31 protein-coding genes are annotated in these 16,336 nt (G+C 36.7%); 22 read left to right on the forward strand and 9 right to left on the reverse strand.

Annotated features, from left to right (window positions below; translation table 11 throughout):
* Position 1: 1 nt before the first annotated feature.
* The 9 genes from AC23NW_RS11015 to AC23NW_RS11055 all read right to left on the reverse strand — a co-directional run bounded on the left by AC23NW_RS11015 (position 2) and on the right by AC23NW_RS11055 (position 4,628).
* Positions 2-298, reverse strand: coding sequence for a hypothetical protein (locus AC23NW_RS11015; RefSeq protein ID WP_487449488.1), 297 nt, complete (start codon positions 296-298; stop codon positions 2-4).
* 5 nt (positions 299-303) lie between these two features.
* The gene (locus AC23NW_RS11020; RefSeq protein WP_487449489.1) at positions 304-609 is read right to left on the reverse strand and encodes a hypothetical protein; all 306 of its coding nucleotides are present in this window, start codon (positions 607-609) and stop codon (positions 304-306) included.
* Positions 610-635: 26 nt separating this feature from the next.
* A complete protein-coding gene (locus tag AC23NW_RS11025; RefSeq protein WP_487449490.1) occupies positions 636-1,094 on the reverse strand; it encodes a hypothetical protein in 459 nt (152 codons plus the stop codon).
* Positions 1,078-1,395 (reverse strand): hypothetical protein, encoded by a 318-nt coding sequence (locus AC23NW_RS11030; RefSeq protein WP_487449491.1) that lies wholly within the window; start codon positions 1,393-1,395, stop codon positions 1,078-1,080. Before AC23NW_RS11030 ends, AC23NW_RS11025 begins: the two co-directional genes overlap by 17 nt.
* 4 nt (positions 1,396-1,399) lie before the next feature.
* On the reverse strand, positions 1,400-1,624 hold the full coding sequence (locus AC23NW_RS11035; RefSeq protein WP_487449492.1) for a hypothetical protein: 225 nt from the start codon (positions 1,622-1,624) through the stop codon (positions 1,400-1,402).
* A gap of 9 nt (positions 1,625-1,633) precedes the next feature.
* A complete protein-coding gene (locus AC23NW_RS11040; protein ID WP_487449493.1) occupies positions 1,634-1,942 on the reverse strand; it encodes a hypothetical protein in 309 nt (102 codons plus the stop codon).
* Positions 1,943-2,445: 503 nt separating this feature from the next.
* Positions 2,446-2,838 carry a hypothetical protein gene (locus AC23NW_RS11045; RefSeq protein ID WP_487449495.1) on the reverse strand — a complete coding sequence of 131 codons (393 nt, stop codon included), beginning with the start codon at positions 2,836-2,838 and terminating at the stop codon, positions 2,446-2,448.
* Positions 2,839-2,861: 23 nt separating this feature from the next.
* Positions 2,862-3,860, reverse strand: a complete 999-nt coding sequence (locus AC23NW_RS11050; protein ID WP_487449496.1) for a hypothetical protein — start codon at positions 3,858-3,860, stop codon at positions 2,862-2,864.
* 213 nt (positions 3,861-4,073) lie between these two features.
* Positions 4,074-4,628 carry an endonuclease VII domain-containing protein gene (locus tag AC23NW_RS11055; protein WP_487449497.1) on the reverse strand — a complete coding sequence of 185 codons (555 nt, stop codon included), beginning with the start codon at positions 4,626-4,628 and terminating at the stop codon, positions 4,074-4,076.
* A gap of 224 nt (positions 4,629-4,852) precedes the next feature.
* On the opposite strand from AC23NW_RS11055, the gene AC23NW_RS11060 reads away from it, so the two are divergent.
* The 22 genes from AC23NW_RS11060 (at position 4,853) to AC23NW_RS11165 (ending at position 16,276) form a co-directional block, all read left to right on the forward strand.
* Positions 4,853-5,185 carry a hypothetical protein gene (locus AC23NW_RS11060; RefSeq protein ID WP_487449499.1) on the forward strand — a complete coding sequence of 111 codons (333 nt, stop codon included), beginning with the start codon at positions 4,853-4,855 and terminating at the stop codon, positions 5,183-5,185.
* A gap of 524 nt (positions 5,186-5,709) precedes the next feature.
* The gene (locus tag AC23NW_RS11065; RefSeq protein WP_487449500.1) at positions 5,710-6,066 is read left to right on the forward strand and encodes a hypothetical protein; all 357 of its coding nucleotides are present in this window, start codon (positions 5,710-5,712) and stop codon (positions 6,064-6,066) included.
* Between the two features lie 197 nt (positions 6,067-6,263).
* Positions 6,264-6,668, forward strand: coding sequence for an HNH endonuclease (locus AC23NW_RS11070; protein WP_487449501.1), 405 nt, complete (start codon positions 6,264-6,266; stop codon positions 6,666-6,668).
* 53 nt (positions 6,669-6,721) lie between these two features.
* Positions 6,722-6,901 carry a hypothetical protein gene (locus tag AC23NW_RS11075; RefSeq protein WP_487449503.1) on the forward strand — a complete coding sequence of 60 codons (180 nt, stop codon included), beginning with the start codon at positions 6,722-6,724 and terminating at the stop codon, positions 6,899-6,901.
* A gap of 150 nt (positions 6,902-7,051) precedes the next feature.
* Positions 7,052-7,423, forward strand: coding sequence for a CRISPR-associated protein Csx15 (gene csx15, locus AC23NW_RS11080; protein WP_487449504.1), 372 nt, complete (start codon positions 7,052-7,054; stop codon positions 7,421-7,423).
* Positions 7,424-7,596: 173 nt separating this feature from the next.
* Entirely contained in the window at positions 7,597-7,875 is a 279-nt protein-coding gene (locus AC23NW_RS11085; RefSeq protein ID WP_487449506.1) for a hypothetical protein, read from the forward strand.
* Between the two features lie 30 nt (positions 7,876-7,905).
* Positions 7,906-8,181: a hypothetical protein gene (locus AC23NW_RS11090; RefSeq protein ID WP_487449508.1), complete on the forward strand. Its 276-nt coding sequence runs from the start codon at positions 7,906-7,908 to the stop codon at positions 8,179-8,181.
* A 118-nt stretch (positions 8,182-8,299) separates the two neighbouring features.
* Complete coding sequence (locus AC23NW_RS11095) at positions 8,300-8,680, forward strand: hypothetical protein (protein WP_487449509.1); 381 nt, start codon at positions 8,300-8,302, stop codon at positions 8,678-8,680.
* 444 nt (positions 8,681-9,124) lie between these two features.
* Positions 9,125-9,394: a DUF7220 family protein gene (locus AC23NW_RS11100; RefSeq protein WP_487449511.1), complete on the forward strand. Its 270-nt coding sequence runs from the start codon at positions 9,125-9,127 to the stop codon at positions 9,392-9,394.
* A gap of 14 nt (positions 9,395-9,408) precedes the next feature.
* Positions 9,409-9,624 (forward strand): hypothetical protein, encoded by a 216-nt coding sequence (locus AC23NW_RS11105; protein WP_487449513.1) that lies wholly within the window; start codon positions 9,409-9,411, stop codon positions 9,622-9,624.
* The gene (locus AC23NW_RS11110) at positions 9,599-9,811 is read left to right on the forward strand and encodes a hypothetical protein (RefSeq protein ID WP_487449515.1); all 213 of its coding nucleotides are present in this window, start codon (positions 9,599-9,601) and stop codon (positions 9,809-9,811) included. The genes AC23NW_RS11105 and AC23NW_RS11110 overlap by 26 nt, the downstream gene beginning before the upstream one ends.
* A 263-nt stretch (positions 9,812-10,074) precedes the next feature.
* Complete coding sequence (locus tag AC23NW_RS11115; RefSeq protein WP_487449517.1) at positions 10,075-10,290, forward strand: hypothetical protein; 216 nt, start codon at positions 10,075-10,077, stop codon at positions 10,288-10,290.
* A 137-nt stretch (positions 10,291-10,427) separates the two neighbouring features.
* Complete coding sequence (locus AC23NW_RS11120) at positions 10,428-10,853, forward strand: hypothetical protein (RefSeq protein ID WP_487449519.1); 426 nt, start codon at positions 10,428-10,430, stop codon at positions 10,851-10,853.
* A 155-nt stretch (positions 10,854-11,008) separates the two neighbouring features.
* Entirely contained in the window at positions 11,009-11,374 is a 366-nt protein-coding gene (locus tag AC23NW_RS11125; RefSeq protein ID WP_487449520.1) for a hypothetical protein, read from the forward strand.
* Complete coding sequence (locus AC23NW_RS11130) at positions 11,371-11,682, forward strand: hypothetical protein (RefSeq protein ID WP_487449521.1); 312 nt, start codon at positions 11,371-11,373, stop codon at positions 11,680-11,682. The genes AC23NW_RS11125 and AC23NW_RS11130 overlap by 4 nt, the downstream gene beginning before the upstream one ends.
* A gap of 234 nt (positions 11,683-11,916) precedes the next feature.
* Positions 11,917-12,267: a hypothetical protein gene (locus AC23NW_RS11135; RefSeq protein ID WP_487449523.1), complete on the forward strand. Its 351-nt coding sequence runs from the start codon at positions 11,917-11,919 to the stop codon at positions 12,265-12,267.
* Between the two features lies 1 nt (position 12,268).
* Positions 12,269-13,354, forward strand: coding sequence for a hypothetical protein (locus AC23NW_RS11140; protein ID WP_487449524.1), 1,086 nt, complete (start codon positions 12,269-12,271; stop codon positions 13,352-13,354).
* Between the two features lie 642 nt (positions 13,355-13,996).
* On the forward strand, positions 13,997-14,440 hold the full coding sequence (locus AC23NW_RS11145) for a hypothetical protein (RefSeq protein ID WP_487449525.1): 444 nt from the start codon (positions 13,997-13,999) through the stop codon (positions 14,438-14,440).
* Positions 14,437-14,742 (forward strand): hypothetical protein, encoded by a 306-nt coding sequence (locus tag AC23NW_RS11150; protein ID WP_487449526.1) that lies wholly within the window; start codon positions 14,437-14,439, stop codon positions 14,740-14,742. The genes AC23NW_RS11145 and AC23NW_RS11150 overlap by 4 nt, the downstream gene beginning before the upstream one ends.
* Positions 14,743-15,073: 331 nt before the next feature.
* Positions 15,074-15,313: a hypothetical protein gene (locus AC23NW_RS11155; protein ID WP_487449528.1), complete on the forward strand. Its 240-nt coding sequence runs from the start codon at positions 15,074-15,076 to the stop codon at positions 15,311-15,313.
* Positions 15,314-15,428: 115 nt separating this feature from the next.
* Complete coding sequence (locus AC23NW_RS11160; RefSeq protein WP_487449530.1) at positions 15,429-15,698, forward strand: hypothetical protein; 270 nt, start codon at positions 15,429-15,431, stop codon at positions 15,696-15,698.
* Positions 15,699-15,793: 95 nt separating this feature from the next.
* A complete protein-coding gene (locus tag AC23NW_RS11165) occupies positions 15,794-16,276 on the forward strand; it encodes a hypothetical protein (protein ID WP_487449532.1) in 483 nt (160 codons plus the stop codon).
* Positions 16,277-16,336: the final 60 nt, after the last annotated feature.

Consider the following 16,336-nt stretch of genomic DNA (forward strand, 5'->3'; position numbering starts at 1 on the left):
ATTATTCAGTAGTACAGGTAGTTGATGTGGGTTTAAAACTGTAGCTTAATGCAAAATGATCTGAAACAGGAGCTACCGGAACTACAGGCAGCGCATGATGTTCCATTCCTTTTTTGAAACCGATGTTGTGCGCTGTACCGGTAAGAATTTTGACCAGATCATTCAGCGTTTTGTTTCTGAGCTGGTTTTTATAAATAAGATTAACCAGATTTCCTTTTTCGAATAATTTCCAGCAATTGTATTCTTCTACAAATCCGAGTTCCCGGAGAATTTCACTGGTAACTTTTGTTTTCTGCATGATTATTAAATTCCTGTGTTAATGTACGGCACGTATGATTCTCTGTGAACCTGAGCATCGCAAATGTAAAATTCACCACGGATTCCCTGCATGAGATAATCACCCGGTTTACCTGACATTACTCCTTCCATTGTTTTTACTTTCCATCTGTCGTTTTCTACATCCGGAGTAAGCACACATGCTTTTTCACTTTCAAATACAAACACAAGTCCGGTTTGCAGTTCACCTTCGCTATCTACAAACATACCTTCTGTGTTTACCGGAGGAATCAGAATCCCCTCAACAGGGATTGGTTTTTTTACGTATTTCATCTGTTAAATTTTGGGGAGCAGTTAATTTAGTTTGTTGTAGCTGAGGTTTGATCAGATCCTGATACAGATTCTGTTTCGGTTGTTTCGTCTTCATCGTAGAAGGAACCCCACTTAACCGGTTGCTGCGGTTTATGAGGATTAGCTTTATTGTAATCAAATAATCCACAGGCACTTTCAAATGAGAGTACTTTGTAATCCAGATCACATCCGCAAAGTGAGCAGTGAATATCTGCCTGTTCCCTGTGAGAATAATAGGGTTTACCTATCAGGTCTTTGTATTCTTTGGAAAAAGGAGCTTTATTGGAATTGAAAGGACAGTCCATGCAGATCTCTAATCTGCGTTCTGCTTCAGCTTTTTTTGCAGGAGATAACACACCAAAGTCATCTTTAACTTTATTGATGCGTGATTCAATTACCTGTGGGAGATGTTTGACACCACTTTTGAAGTAGTTCCATTTTTCTTCAAATTTACTGATTTTCTGCATTTTTATTTATATTGTTTGGATGAAATTTTGAGGGACAATACAATAATTGTTCAAGGAAAGTTTTTTGTTTGTTATTGTCGTATAGATCTTTTACCGTATCAGCAATTGCGTCGATCCATGATTTACCGGTTTCTGCTTTAGTTTTTTCTACAGCGTTTCGAAAAGTTTCCTCATCTGTACAAATTGTACCGTTTTTATTTCCGATAATGATTATTTCCCCTTCTTCTTTAATTCGGGTAAGTTCATTATCCAATTCCTGATAAGCGGCTTTAACAGCGTTACGTATTGTTTGATCTGTCACGGTTTTATTTGATAATTACGTTTGTAACATTCTGAGAAACAAGCACTTCCGAAAACAATGGTTTACCTGTTTTATAATTTTGTTTCTGGTATATCCGGTTATAGGCAATGATTGCTTCCAGATATAATGGTTTTGGTAATCTGCAGTTGTTGTCTATAAAGTTTTTTGCAAACTGCAATTCATCTTCTGTGATGTTTTCTACAAGCTGTGGTTTAGGTATATCTTGCATTGTGTTTTATCAGGATTCAAAATCCGGAACTTCTACCAGTTGTGTCATTATATCTTCTACGTGAAAATCACGGAATAACCCTTCCATCAATGTTTGTTCTGAAGCATCAGGATCATAGGAAATGATTACGTGATGTGATGGGTTATAACTTACGGCAAAATCATTATCTATGTGGGGTTGATGTTTTGCTGATGCAAGTGCGTTGAAAAGTTTTTTAGGCACCCACATTTTCTTTTTACCTACGATAACAAGCGGTGTATCAGCACTTTTCAGTTTCTGAATCAGCTCTTGATATGTAATTTCAGTTTCCTGATACATGTACGGATGAATTGATTAAGTGATTGCACCGGTTTAGATTTACCGGTAATCCGGTTTTCCGTAGTGTGATCTCCGGAGACAACACTGAAGTTAGGTTCGGAAACACGGTGATCCGCGCAACAAATCGGAAATGCGGGTATTGTATCCCGTATTAACGGAACACCCTGATAGAGATGATAAGCTTTCATTACTTTACCAAACTCTTCGCTCCTTTGCTTAATCTCCAGCCCAGTTTCTGTTTGAGTTTCCATAGTTTCCTGAATCCCGTTATCCCCTCTCCTTCTGTTTGTAACCGGTTCCGGATCTTTTTGGCAGATCGTGCTGCACGGATTAACCGCAGATGATAGGCAAGAGATTTAATAAGCAGTTTGGGTTCAGTGTAGAAAAATCCTACAAACGGTATGTTATATACGTAGTGATCAGGATCAGAAAGATTCTTCCGTATGTGATCCCAATACTGCTTATTAACCTCTTCGACAGTAGAGAGTGGCAGGTTAAGTTTTTTAGCTGTTAGCTGGTTGACTTCGGTTATTGTTTTCATCTGATGCTACAAATTGAATTGCGTACGCTATATCACCTGCTGCAAATGTTTTTCGTAGATCTTCCGTTAACCGGTCAACCATCAGGCTTTCATCCTTGTACATCAACCGCAGTTTCCTGAGCTGTGTACGCACATCGTATATTGAGTGACGTGCCCATTTGTATTCCTGATGTTTAAAATACTCTTCACGGATTTTAGCATCTGTTTCTGCATTAATTCCGTGCAGACAATAGTAAGCAAGAACCGTTAGCAAACGATCATTGTATTTGGTATCCTTGATGGTAAGGTATAATTCGAGGAATTTCTTAGCTACACTTAATTTATCGGATCGTTTTACAATTTGAGTAAGAATCATTTGGTATCAGTGAGTGGGTAGGGTTAATCATCTTCAAGGATATATTCTTCGTATTCACCTGCACGATAAGCATTTAGCAGTAATAATACATCATCACGAAGATAAGTTACGATGTACGGGATAGTTTCTTTTACCAGCTCTTCTTCACCATCTGCATTAACAATAAGAGTATCTTTAATGTGGGAGAACTGAAGTGACCGGATAACATATCCATGTTGTTCGAGCATCCAGCAATACATTGATAACTGTAAGCTGTAGGTGTGAAATTTAGATTCAGGGATATGCTGGAGGGGAGAATCGAAGGTGCGGTATTTATTTTCGGTAGTGATCTTTTCGTTTGTTTTGTAATCGTCAATATCAACTACCCGGATGTGTGGTTTATCGTCTATCCACGTTATCTGATTTTCATTATACTGCCAGACAGCATGTATATCAATCGGTATTGTAGTAATCCATACTTTATCTGCTTGTCCTGCTATTTCGTAGTAATCATTAAACAACAGTAACTCAGCGTGGTATCCATCAGCAAGTTCTGATAAATCAAAATTGTAACTGGATTGGGTTAAACCGAAATTACCGGTTCCTTCGTGCATTTCGTACCCTTTTTCGTACGATTCAATTTCACGGTATTTGTGGTAAGCTGTTCCTTTCGCACAGGCCAGATCGCGCTTGTTATCCCACTGTGTTTTGTATTTGGGTGCGATCCCTTCAACGTAAGGTAGCCATATCGGATTAATTGCTCTGATGTAATCCTGAATTACCTGTTTGAGTTGCCGGTTTTCCGGTATAGCCAGCAGCTCTCTTTTGTAGATACTGCGCCAGAATTTTGCTTTTTTGTTTGCAATCAGGAATTCTTCGAATGCTTTATAGCGGGACCAGAATGCACCTCTGAATGGTTTTTTGAATTTTCCTATAACGGTTGTTACTGATATGTAGGGTTTGGAGTAGCGTTCACCCTTTTCATCAATTCGTATCCGTGTATAGGAATGATCTTCATCCCTAAATGATACGTAATCTAACATGTATGTATTGAAATAATGTGCGGGAGGATTCCCTGTGGAGAGATTATCTCTTGATTAGATGTACAAATATATAGTTAAATTTCAAGATACGCAACATATTAATCTTTTTTTTGCAAATTTTTTATTTTTATCTGGTATATGTTAGGAGTTTGTTAACGGGTACCCCGGTGGATGCTACCCCCGTACTTATATTATATAGCTATGTGTGTATAGTTATTCTTCGGTTAAGTAGAGTGAATTGATACTTTCTAATTTAGGATTTTCATGATGTTGTTCCAAATAGTTGATCATTGCTGTTAATGTATTAATGTTTTCATTCAGTAATCCTAGTGCCATATTGCACTTATTACAAAGTAATCCCCTCACTTTACCTGTAGTATGGCAATGATCTATACACAGTTTACCTGCTGTATTTTGATCAGCAGATAAACCACATATATGACAACAATCGTTATTCAGATCTAACTTTTGAATATATTCTTCTTCAGTTAAATTATACAATCTTTTAATTCGAGAAAATTTGTTTCTGGCTTTATATTTAGGTAGTTCTTGATTGTTATCTAATCTTTCAATTTTCCGAATATATTTTTGTTGTAGTTTTTCTTTATATGCGGGATCTCGTTTACGTTTTTCGTATCGGTAAGCATTATCACATTTTTTACATCTTGAATTATATTTCAAACGATTTTCAGTTTTACTGTAATATTTTAAATATTGATCAATAGGTTTTTCTTCTTTACAAGTGCTGCAGATTTTTTGAGTTAACATTTGAGTATAAAGGTTAAATTTATTTTACAAATTTATCTCCCCCATCCTTTTATTACAATAATCTCTTAAAGAGAAAAGAGATTATTTAATGTGCTCATTTTCAGTATTTTCACAAATTTTTTTATATTATTTTTTTCATTATATACCTGTGTTTCTAAGGTTGTTCAGAGTTTCTCCCCCATCTACCGTTGCGCGGGATCATAACCCCCCGTGTTCCAACAATCATGGCAGATCAAACTGCAGTAATCGGTGCTCCAGCAACAACAGGGTTAGCTGGCAAACTCCTAGCGTTAGGTGTACGCACCTACGAAGGGCGTTACACACTCATTGAGGTGCTTGCTACGTTGGTAGTGGACGAATCGTGCGAGGTTCGCACGAACGAGAACGGATCTTCGGTGTACTACACCGAGGATGGGCAGAACTTCTACATCCCGATCCGGAACGGGGTTTCTTCGGATAAAGAGGTTTACCGCATCGGGCATTTCGAAGCGTCGATGGACATTGAGTGGAACGGTAACGTCGTGAAGAAGGGTACCGTTCGGGTATTTGCGTACTGATGGGTTGGGGGGAAACCTCCAACCTTTTTTTATTGTAGGGCTAATCCAACCATCTAACTAGGATAGTCCGTTCACTCCAATCATCTAACTAGGATGACAATCAATCTGAGCAAGGTAGCAGCGATACAAGGTATCTTGTTCTACCTGAGTGATCTGAACACAATGTGTGGTCCGTGTACTACACTCAGATCAGTAGCAGGGTATGAATACACCATCATCGCTGATGAAAATGGTGGTCCGTATTCAATCGCTCCGCATTCACCACTCATCTAACGAGTGGAACGTTTTGATTGCTGTAAAGTAATCAACTGTGTATCAGTTCACTATACACAACTGGTAGGTGATGTGTGCTACCTACACAAATGCATACCAACATTACTATTGCTACATTTGTATGTATAAGCATGGTGATGTGATCGTGATCGTTATTGATAACGAGAACGATACAACAGCTACGAAATAACTCATCACGTAATCAAAATTGATACGAAAGATATTGTTTTATTTCTAACATTCAATTCAATATGAACGTAAATCGTAATCAGTGGTCTGCCGATGAAGATGCCACGTTGATGAGTGTAATTAATCCCAACAGTAAATCTTACTCTGATTTCAACTTTTCCCGTATTGGTGTAAAACACTGGTATATTAAAGCATCTAAATTATTAGGAAGAAGTGCTGTTTCTTGTAAAGCAAGAGTTACACAAGTATATCGTAGAAACCCTAATCTATTTAATCAATTAATCGGGTATCCTACACAAATAGCTGAACCAGAACCGCAAACAATACCGACTACCAAAGAGGGTATTATTTCTGTTCCTATCACTAAGGTTGAAATCGGTGATAATGTAATTAAGTTTTATTACAAACTTAGTGCTTAATGATCAAATAAGTAGCTACTCAGTGTACTATTCGGGAGAGGATGGTACACTGATTTTTAATTCCGTCAGAGAAATGTGATGATGTGGTGGAGAACTCGGGACAGTACCAATCACCCACTTTTCACCATCATCACACTTCTCAAAACAAATGATTTCACTAGTAATAAGTATAGCATTGGTGTGCTTAATTCATCCACATGGAAAACTGGAAAAACTTAACACAACTGGAAGATAGATACTCAGTGTCTACTAAGGGAAGAGTTAAAAATAATAGAACCGGAACCATATTGAAACCTGTAGTAGACAATCGTGGGTATCAAATGTTTTGGGTGAAGTTTAAAGGTGTTAAGAAAGGGTATCAATATCACAGACTTGTATTATCCACGTTTAAACCAATAGAAGGTTGGGAAAATTTACAAGTTAATCATATTGATTGTAATCGACAAAACAACGATTTGAGTAATCTTGAATGGGTAACTAACAAGGAAAATAGTATGAAAAAGAGACATACTAAATTTCCTGAATCTAAAAAACTACTCAAAAACCTGTTCAAAAAATACACGGATGAACAATTGTCTATTTTACTAAAAGCTCTATGTTAGATCAGCGTATATATGTATACGTTAGAAGCTCAAACCAAAACTATTACACACATATGGCTTACTGTACATGGTGTGGTTCTGATCAAATGAGATCAAATCAGAATCCATACTACTGCTCTCCTCAATGTGAGGAAGAAGCAGACCAATTCCACACAGCATTGGAAGCTGATGTGGAAAAAAGAATCAACAACTCTTCAATTGTAGCAGCAACAGCTACAAAAGAGGAATTGTAAAATTCTCATACAGCTCCTTTAGTTCTGGTATACTTAGGAGAGGAAGAACAACCAGCGTTAAAACACTACGATACAGTGCATTTACAATTGCTCCCGTAAAATTCCGGAGTACTTAACCTTTTGGTGTATAGGTTAACCATAAACATTACTATGCAAATTAAACTGAACTTATCAGGTCATCAGAATGCAGCGTTAGATGCTCAGGGATTCTTATTTCCAGGAACTGTACAAGTTAATCCTACAGCACCTCTGCGGGAAACTGCGGAGAAATACCGCGATTTCTTGGTAGGATTAGGTATTGGATCAGGGGATGCTGTAATCTGTGCTCTTCCGGGAATGAGTACGTTAGCTGGTGTTGCGATTACCGCAATACATGGGTTGACGGGGCAATTCCCGAGCATTGTCGCATTAGTGCGGCAACCGGATGGATCATTCATTCCAACAGAGGATTCAATTCTGGATCTTCAGGTATTCCGGAATGACAGTGCAAGGATTAAAAGAGAGAATATAATCTCTCTGTAATTCTAGGTTGGTAAACCTTAAAGCTTCCATATTATTCAGATTACCTACTGCTTAATCCAATAGCGGGATTTTCAGTGCATTCTTAGTAATAAGGTTAAAATGGTAACTGCAAAGTTGTGGGATGGTGCAACTTTTTTATATAGTTAGAAATTTTACTTTAACCTCTATTTTATATGTCTATAGAAGAGTTTAAAAGGTTATATGAAAAAAATTCTAAACAAAAATACTCAAGCGGAAATATGTATCAACAAATGGTACAGAGTATTCACCATCTATTAGGTGAGTACACTGATTTAAGCCTTGAAGAAAGGCTTAGAATTAAACTATTTGTAAGTTTGATCCAGCATACTGATACTAGAATAATACAGTATGGTAATGAGTACGTATTAAGAATACAAGGAAATATTCAAGGATTACCTATTATGAATATTTCTTGGATTCTTGTCAATTAAAATTTTAATTTAAAGGATGAAACATGCATTATGCAGAAACTTTATCAAGTTACTGTATGGCTGCATAATAATGGTTCAATTAAAACCAGTTTAAAAAAGTATAAGCCTTGTAAAAGGTATTATCCTTTAACAACTGTGATGCTTAATTGGGATCATAATCCAGTGTTTAACTTGTTACTATTTGCATCTGATCCTAAATCAGCTCATGCAGAAGCTACAAGAATAGCAGAGAAATCTTGGTTTTTATCAAGAGCACATATTCTTCTGCTTGAAAGCTGGAATGAAAAGCTTGCAGTTAATGAATAAGATTCTGAGATGGTTACTTGGAAACAGAACAACCACTTTTATTAGTTGTAGTATACAATTAATCCTCAAAACATCATAGGTGAATGATGCTATTACTAACTCCTTAAAATATTGGGTTATGACTACGGATGAAACAAAAAAAATATATTATTTTTCAGGAACATATATCTTAGATGGTTTATATCATGTCAAAGATTTTTGGACAGAAAAGTCTGAGAAAGAAACAATTGCTGATTTTAAAGCAAGACACAAGAATATTGATTCGCATACGTATGAAAATGCGATGCAATATTGTATCCGGATTTACGGATTGGAAAAGGTAAAACAAGTATTAAGTTCCATTCCTAATTACATGTGGTGTGGAGTACATCATTTAGCAAGTGATACTTTTAAAGATTACCACTTATCGAAGTTGTTCAACTTCGTATTACCGGGAATGCAAGTATCAATTGCTGATACACTCGATAATTACGTGTATCATTATTCCGATGAAGAATAACTAATAGAATAAAGATTTTCAACAATTTAATCTCAAACAAAATGACGACGTTCACAAAATCAATTTGCGTAACAATGGGATTGATTTCCCTTATTTGCATTTCGGTATTCTTTACCACAGGAGTTGATGCGTATTTTTTAGCAGGTTTGATACTAGCATGTATTGCTGGTATTATTCTGCTGGTAACACAGCACAAACAGTACCGGTATGGATGGACATACCGAAATTACGAGATAGATTACAAATTCTCATTCAGGTGGGAAAATTGTAATAGTCGTACCATGTTTTTTGCTCTTGGTTATTTGAACGCACATGTCTGGAGATATTTTGGATGGGTACGTGCGTTTGAGTGGGATAAGCAGTAGTCAATAAAAAACCCTCTCCTGTGAAGAAGAGGGTTCTCCCTTGACACCTTGTTATAATGGATCGGGAGTTTCAGATCTGATGGTCAAACCTACAAAACTTTTTGAGATTATCAAACAGATCCAAAGTAAAAAAGAAAGTGTGCTGGAAACAATCAGCAACACATTCATTGGTTTCATCACTACATTGGTATTTTCACCAGTGATCTACTACATCTGTGGTGTAGAGATGAAAGCAATGCAAATGGGCAGCGTAACCTTGTTGTTCACGATAGTTTCCATACTACGTGGATATTGTATACGGCGATATTTCAACTGGAGAGACAGTAAACGGATAACGAATAACGTATAATCATAACCGTTATTATGACAACACTTTTCTTAAAGTATAATCATTCATTCTGGTTTTTAAGCTGTAAGTTAACTACAGCAGAAAATACCCATGAATTCTTTAGTCAAGTTCTGAGTAAAAAAGAAGTCACAGAAAAAGCAGCTAAATACGGTAAAACACTACCAGAAGCTGTAAAAAACAACGAAACGATCACTCTCGCAACGTATGTACACCATAACCAGAGTGTATAACAACGGTGAACAGCGTGAATTCCTGTATGGATCTTCGGAAGAAGTAATGCAGGATCCGCCATACAATATGGATAAACGTTGGGGTTGTGCATATTTCGTAAACGGAATCTGTGTACAGAAAGGGTATCTGGATCAGCAACGTATAGACGCTCTCGTTAGTTTATGGAAAACACCGGATAAGCAGTGAACTAATCAGTTTCGTATGATGTTTTATTGATTCACATAATTATAAAATATCATACCAAATATGACAAAGTATTATCTGCAGTTACGAACGGGGCTTATGTTCTATTCTCATAATGAATTCACATTCAACGAGGAAGGTGATCTTGAACCAACTGAAAACGTTTACGATACTCAGGATGGTCATGAAATTCTTAATCTGCAACTTAATCGTAAAGATGTTGTAGCTACATGGTATGAAGAAAAACGTTATAACGTTATTTAATCATGAACTACATCATCGCAGATTTTGATTTTCACACAATCATTCGGATTACAGATCCGGAATTGATTGCACAAGCACGTATTTTCTTTGATCGGTCAAGAGCAGATGTAATCGCTTGGGGTCTTCCCAACGATTTAGGTACAGATTTCATCTTACCAAACATCCAGCGGAATGATCCGTTAGTAATTGAATTCGAGCAAACCTTCCCTCAGCGGTAAAAACTTCCCATAAGCGGAAACATTAGTTTGTATTACAGGTAACGGTATTGAATCTTTCGATACCGTTCCTTCTCTCCTATTGCCTTCACTTATCCGGAAATTCTCAACTTTCCCATCTTAAAAAACCATGTCAAATCATGCAATCCTTTTCTAATGTAAAATTTAATGAATACACGCACATTTTTACAGTACTGTTTACTACCGCAGATCAAGAAGAACATGTTTTGCATATTTACAGTACTACAAATAGTAAAGATGAACTGACAGCATTTATCAATCAACGCAAAAAAGAACAGGTAGTATCATTCAAAATTATCACTTGTGCAACTAAAGAAGATCACGGAGCACAAATGAATATGATACTGGAAACTATCACGGATAAATACTTCTTTACAGTTCACGGAGAATACGATAAAGAATGTATGGATTTATGTCAGATACAAAAACACGATGATATTTATATCGGTTCAGTAGCTTGCCAACATTGCGAATTTTGTTTAGAATCTGATAAAGACGAGTTGTGGATTAAATGTTCACGAATTCAGGAAGCTTTAGCAAAATGAAAAAAGAACGTGTTTCTGCATTGATGGTTTTACAATCAGCAGAAAAATTAAAGAACTTTTTTCCATAGAGAAAAAATACGTCGGTTATCCGGGTAACGATATTGGTATTACCGGTATCGTTCCTTTTTTCTTTCACAATCAAAACTATTCTCAATATGATTGTAATGTACATAGTAGAAGCGTTTGATATGGTTGATAACTGTATCACTACGCGAACGTGGGTGTATCCGGAAAATCAGAAGGATGAATCAGAGGAAATGTTTCGCGCTCAAAACGAAGCTTACGCTTCTCGTTTTTCGCGCTACACCGATATATCTCAGTTGCGCATTATTGATAGTGTGAATATGGATCCGGAAGATTATGTAGATTGGATAAAAGTTCTTCCGGTTGGAAAATTGAGAAAACAATGTTCTCAGTTTTACAGTGCATTTTCTAATCACGTAGAACGTAAACTTTCATCTCGTTTTGGTGGAAATATTACGTTAAAGATTATTCAGCAACTTTTCCTGAGATCACAATGAAGAAACGCACTGATTTTGCAGCATTCAATTTCATCTGGGCCTTACAAACTGCAACTCTTCCCGCAATGCTCGTATTTTTTGTAGACTGGAAAATTGCAGTGGTTGTTACAATCTCTGTTTATTTTCTTGCCGTTGCTCAAGGAAGAGATGCAGATTATTCAGATTATATGTTTGATGAATTAAACAAACGTATTAAAACCCTCGAAGATCATGTCGTGGAAACCGGTACAATTAACCGAACATCATCCGTTAATGCAAAAACTGCAGAAACTGGAACAGTACGCAGAAACAATAGGGATTTGTATTGAAGCAAACCGTTACGGTTGTCTGTTCGTAACAGATACAGAAACAAACGTAAATGCAATGCTACAAACACTTGAAAATCAACCTATTAATTCAATTCCTTATGGAATGGAACATAAGTTGATCAAAATGGAACAATCATAAAAGTTAGTAATATAGGTAACAGTATTTGTCATACAGATACTGTTCCTTTTCACTTTTTTCCAGCACTTACTATGTCAGTTAATCAGATTATTCAGATGATGACAACCTCTGCTGTTGCTGCCAGAAAAAGTAAATTTCAGCAAAAGCTAGAACACGAACTCCGGAAGCAGAAACGTGTATATCATCAACCGGATGATATGGATAATTATCTGATTCAGCAGTACAAAAAAACAAACCGAAAAAGAATATTCTGGAATGAATTCAAAAGTACGGCAATGTACGTAATTCCGGGTTTCACGTGTTATTTTCTGGCGTTGTTTTGGTTATTCAAAATCCCTGAAAACGTTGAGAATAACTTTGTACTTGCGTTAGTGTATCTTTTCCTGTCATCAATCTTCGGAACTTTAACTTACAAAATTGCTGTCAAATCAGCCAAACGAAAATAATATGAAAGAATTTCTTACAGTTAACCCGTTCTTACGGTTCATGGGTAAAAGTGGTATTACTATCACTGAACTTTCATTTGCGAAAGATGTTGCTACTAACTGGGTACAACAACTCCGTTTACCGTATATGAAAGTAAACGTATACGACCGTGTGTTTAAACCGGCAGGTTTTACAAACGAACAGCGTACACCTGCGTTTATTCCGGAATTAAACAATCTGGATGATAACCTGATTCTGGAAGGTAAACTGAATGCCTTCAATGAATTCGCAACGCTGATCATGGATGCGTATAATGCTGAACGTACGGCATTGCAGAACTCTCCGTTTGATGCATATCTGGATAAAACAGAATTTGTGTACGAACGTGAGGAAGAGTTTAAAAACTTTACCAAAGCCGTACATGAGCATAACCGTAAAAAACCTGTTTGCGTACAGGTACCTGCGGTTGCTCAACAGCAAGCTCCGCTTTCATTCATGGAATGGCTGGATAAAACGCAGACGTTTGAATACATGGTATTCAATCAAACGGCATCCGCAATCGGAAATCTGATTCTTTCACAACCGGAACATTCCCACAATCCTCGTAATTTCCTGTATCAGATTTTTGTGCAGGACTACAGTGGTTTTGTGAAAGGGGATACGTTATATGTTCCCGCACTGAATGCTGAAGAACTTACAAAATATACAGATAAGTTTTTCGAAATTCAGGCACTTCACCGAACATATGAAAAGCAGAAAAATCAATTTTCGGCAAAATATAAAGCATATGTTTTGGAATTCGAAGAGAAAGAAGCATTTTTGTATTCCCAAGCGACAATCGCACGTGATGATGATCAGAATTTCCATACACGTGCACACGAATTCGCAATGGATCAGTGGATAAGTGAATACAAGGAGCTGGATCAGAAATATACAGCTCTTTCAATGGAAAAACAGCAACTCCTTCAGCAACACGAAAATCAGTACAGAAACGCTGTCTTAACCAACCAGAAACGAATGCAATCTGATTTTTTTAAGCTTCGTGTATGGCTACCTGAAAAAGCACGTAACGTATACGACCTGATTAAACAAAAAGGAGACGCTTAACGATATTGTTTGTTGGTATCACATAACCATCAAAAAGATATATTCTGTGTAATCTGCACACTATAAAAGATAAATCAGATAACAGATCTTTCTTCAGATCACCATCCCTCTGCTTTTCATCAATCTCACGCAATTAAGCAATTGAGAGTAAAGTTACCTTTACCTTTGATTTTGACTTTACTGATGAAAAGCACCTTTATCTTTATTTTTATCTTTATGCTATCGTGCTGATACACAAAGCGAAATAATGTAATAGTCTGTTAATCGTGAATTTGCAACAATGTAAATAAGCAACTTAACGGATTATTACATTTCCTTGTTTTAATTTTCTCAGGGTTTATTACCGGTCGATTATTTTCCCCTGATAACAGCATAAACCGGTATTTATTCAATCAATTATCAATCATGAAGTAATTCGCTGAAAACGCCTGAAAAGCTGATGGTAGCGGTTATCTACCTAGAATCAGAAAAACAATTAAATAAAAGTTCAGCTTCGGTAACATGTTTCCTGATTAGTAAACAGATAACCGGCATTTACTGAAGTTGAACTTTTCTTTTTGGTGCAAAACAGGTAATGCTGTTTGGTGTATGTACAACATACGTTTAGATCCTTTGCGATGCTCAAACCAAAACTTTCCTATTATGATTCGTGATGTATTTGGCGCACAACGCGTTGAAGTAACTATTTGTGGTAAACCCGGAAATGTATGGCCTTACGCTGAATGTATAGGTTTCGGAGCTGTAAATTACCTCATGCCTTTACCGGTACAAAATCACAGTAACGTAACAGAATACAAGTTCGTATATACCGGATCGTTCACAAAAGAATGTGTAGGTAAAATGATTGATAAGCTTGTCGCCGAAGCAGGAAAATACCTGACAACGGTATTTTTTTCAATCTACATACCAAGTCAGGATAATCTGTTGTATACACATATTGAAAATCAGAAGTTTACGGAATGGAAGTATGTAACAGCAGATGAAAATGCAAAAACATTGACATTCCCCACGTTTGCTGAAGTATCTACGGAAATCATTCCAACTATGAGAATTTTGTTTGACGCATTCGGAATCACAGAACTATGAAAAAACTCTTTGAGTACGGTACTACGTTGTACGAAACATTTCCCCAATTATTACAGGGTGTGGTCTTTAAACATATCGGAGATTATCCGGAAGAAAAAAGACTTTCCATCATCACAAATTTTCCGGAATTTAAAAAATCACTTCCGGACAATTTAACTCCCTTTTTCATCAGTATTAACGGATACCACTATTACATCAAATACAGGGTTATCCAGAGCCAGTTTCTTTTAAACTTTCACAATATCAGTGATTACAGTATCAAAGTTAATGGAGAACCGTATGACTTTAGAAAAGTTGATTAAACTAATCAACGCTGCACGGATAATCCTTAGTATTATCGTGGTTATTTCTAATATCAGTTTCACGATTCTCTTTCCGTTACTCTGGTTTGAGGAATACAGCAGTTTGTCTCTTCTGTTTTATTATTATGTATTGTGCATGAGTTTTCCCGTATTGTATCACTCATTAAAATTTTTACAGGAAAAAGCAGGTACTGCTGTTTCTGATAACTACAATAAACTGCCGGATGAGCAGGAGGAGTCGTAAACCTTAGTTGTAGTTATCGCAAAGTGGTGCCAGATAGGGTACAACTTGTGGTTGTATCCTATTTTCCTAAACCTTATTCTTCTGATTATGAACGCATTACAATTATTAGCTTTACGTCAGATTAAAGTTCTTTTAACAGAACTTACCTCAAAATCGGTAGTTCAGTTAGAAATAGATACAGAAGTAATTGCATGTAGAGTTACGTCAGAACAACGTTTACAACAGCTTCTTAAAGCTGAAATAAACGATTCTCTAAAAGAACACATTGTTTCACCGATGCATCAGATTCATGTGTGGCTCAACGCACTGCTTGAAGAAACCGAATAACGTATATACCCTTTCGTTATCATGAGAAAGTTTTTCCGATTACTCGCAGGATTACTGCTGGTCATGTTGCTGGATGCTCTTGTATTGTACGGATGTGCTATCTGTTTTCACTGATATGCTGGATATTGAAAAGTTTAAAAACGCGCTGAAAAACATGACTCCTGAAGAAATCCGGGAAATGATGGGACCGGTTATCCCTAAAGGATGGGTTTCCGTTAAAGATCATTTACCGCAATGGTTAGCGTGTGATTTTATTCAGGGGTATACTGAATACCGCTGCAGGAATAAGAATGGTGAAGAATTTGATACACAGGTATCTGATCATCACATGTGGGAGCATTTGGTTGCAATTCCCAACGATATTACCGAATGGTATAATCCATAATAGCTTACTTCAAATGCCGTATTACGGGTAACAGTACCGGTATTACTGATACTGTTCCTTTTTCCTATTCGTTCACGTTTAACTTTCCGATCAACATGAAAAATGTGTACAAACACAAACAACTTGGATTTTTAATTGTGCAGATAAACGCAGAACCGTATATGGGTTATTTCTATGTGAAAGGATTTACCATGTTCATACAGGATGTATTTTCAACTGTATCTCACTGGTATTCAATCTCTGCGGAAGTTCTCGAAAACGACTATATTAAACTTACTGAAGAAAATATATACAATCAGTTACAGTTTTCACGATTTGCACTGGCCGCAACAAGTGTTCCTGTTGATACGTATGATGAGCTGGATTATAAATTAACAATGTTCAAAGCGTATCCGGATAACTGTTACACAAAGTGTAATGTGTCCAGAAACGAAAGGAAAATGCGTTCGTATTCACTGAAGCATCCTGACGTACCTGTATTTATTTCCGATGCTGTACAAACACTCAAAGAAAACGGAATGTGGCGTAAACCCATTCTAACAACAGAGATGTACAAGGTAACGCATAATCAAATCTAAGTTATATATCGTGTATAGTATAAGTAACCGTATTCGTATTACGGGTACGGTTCTTTTTAA

Source organism: Arsenicibacter sp. R0_47 (assembly GCF_057652235.1).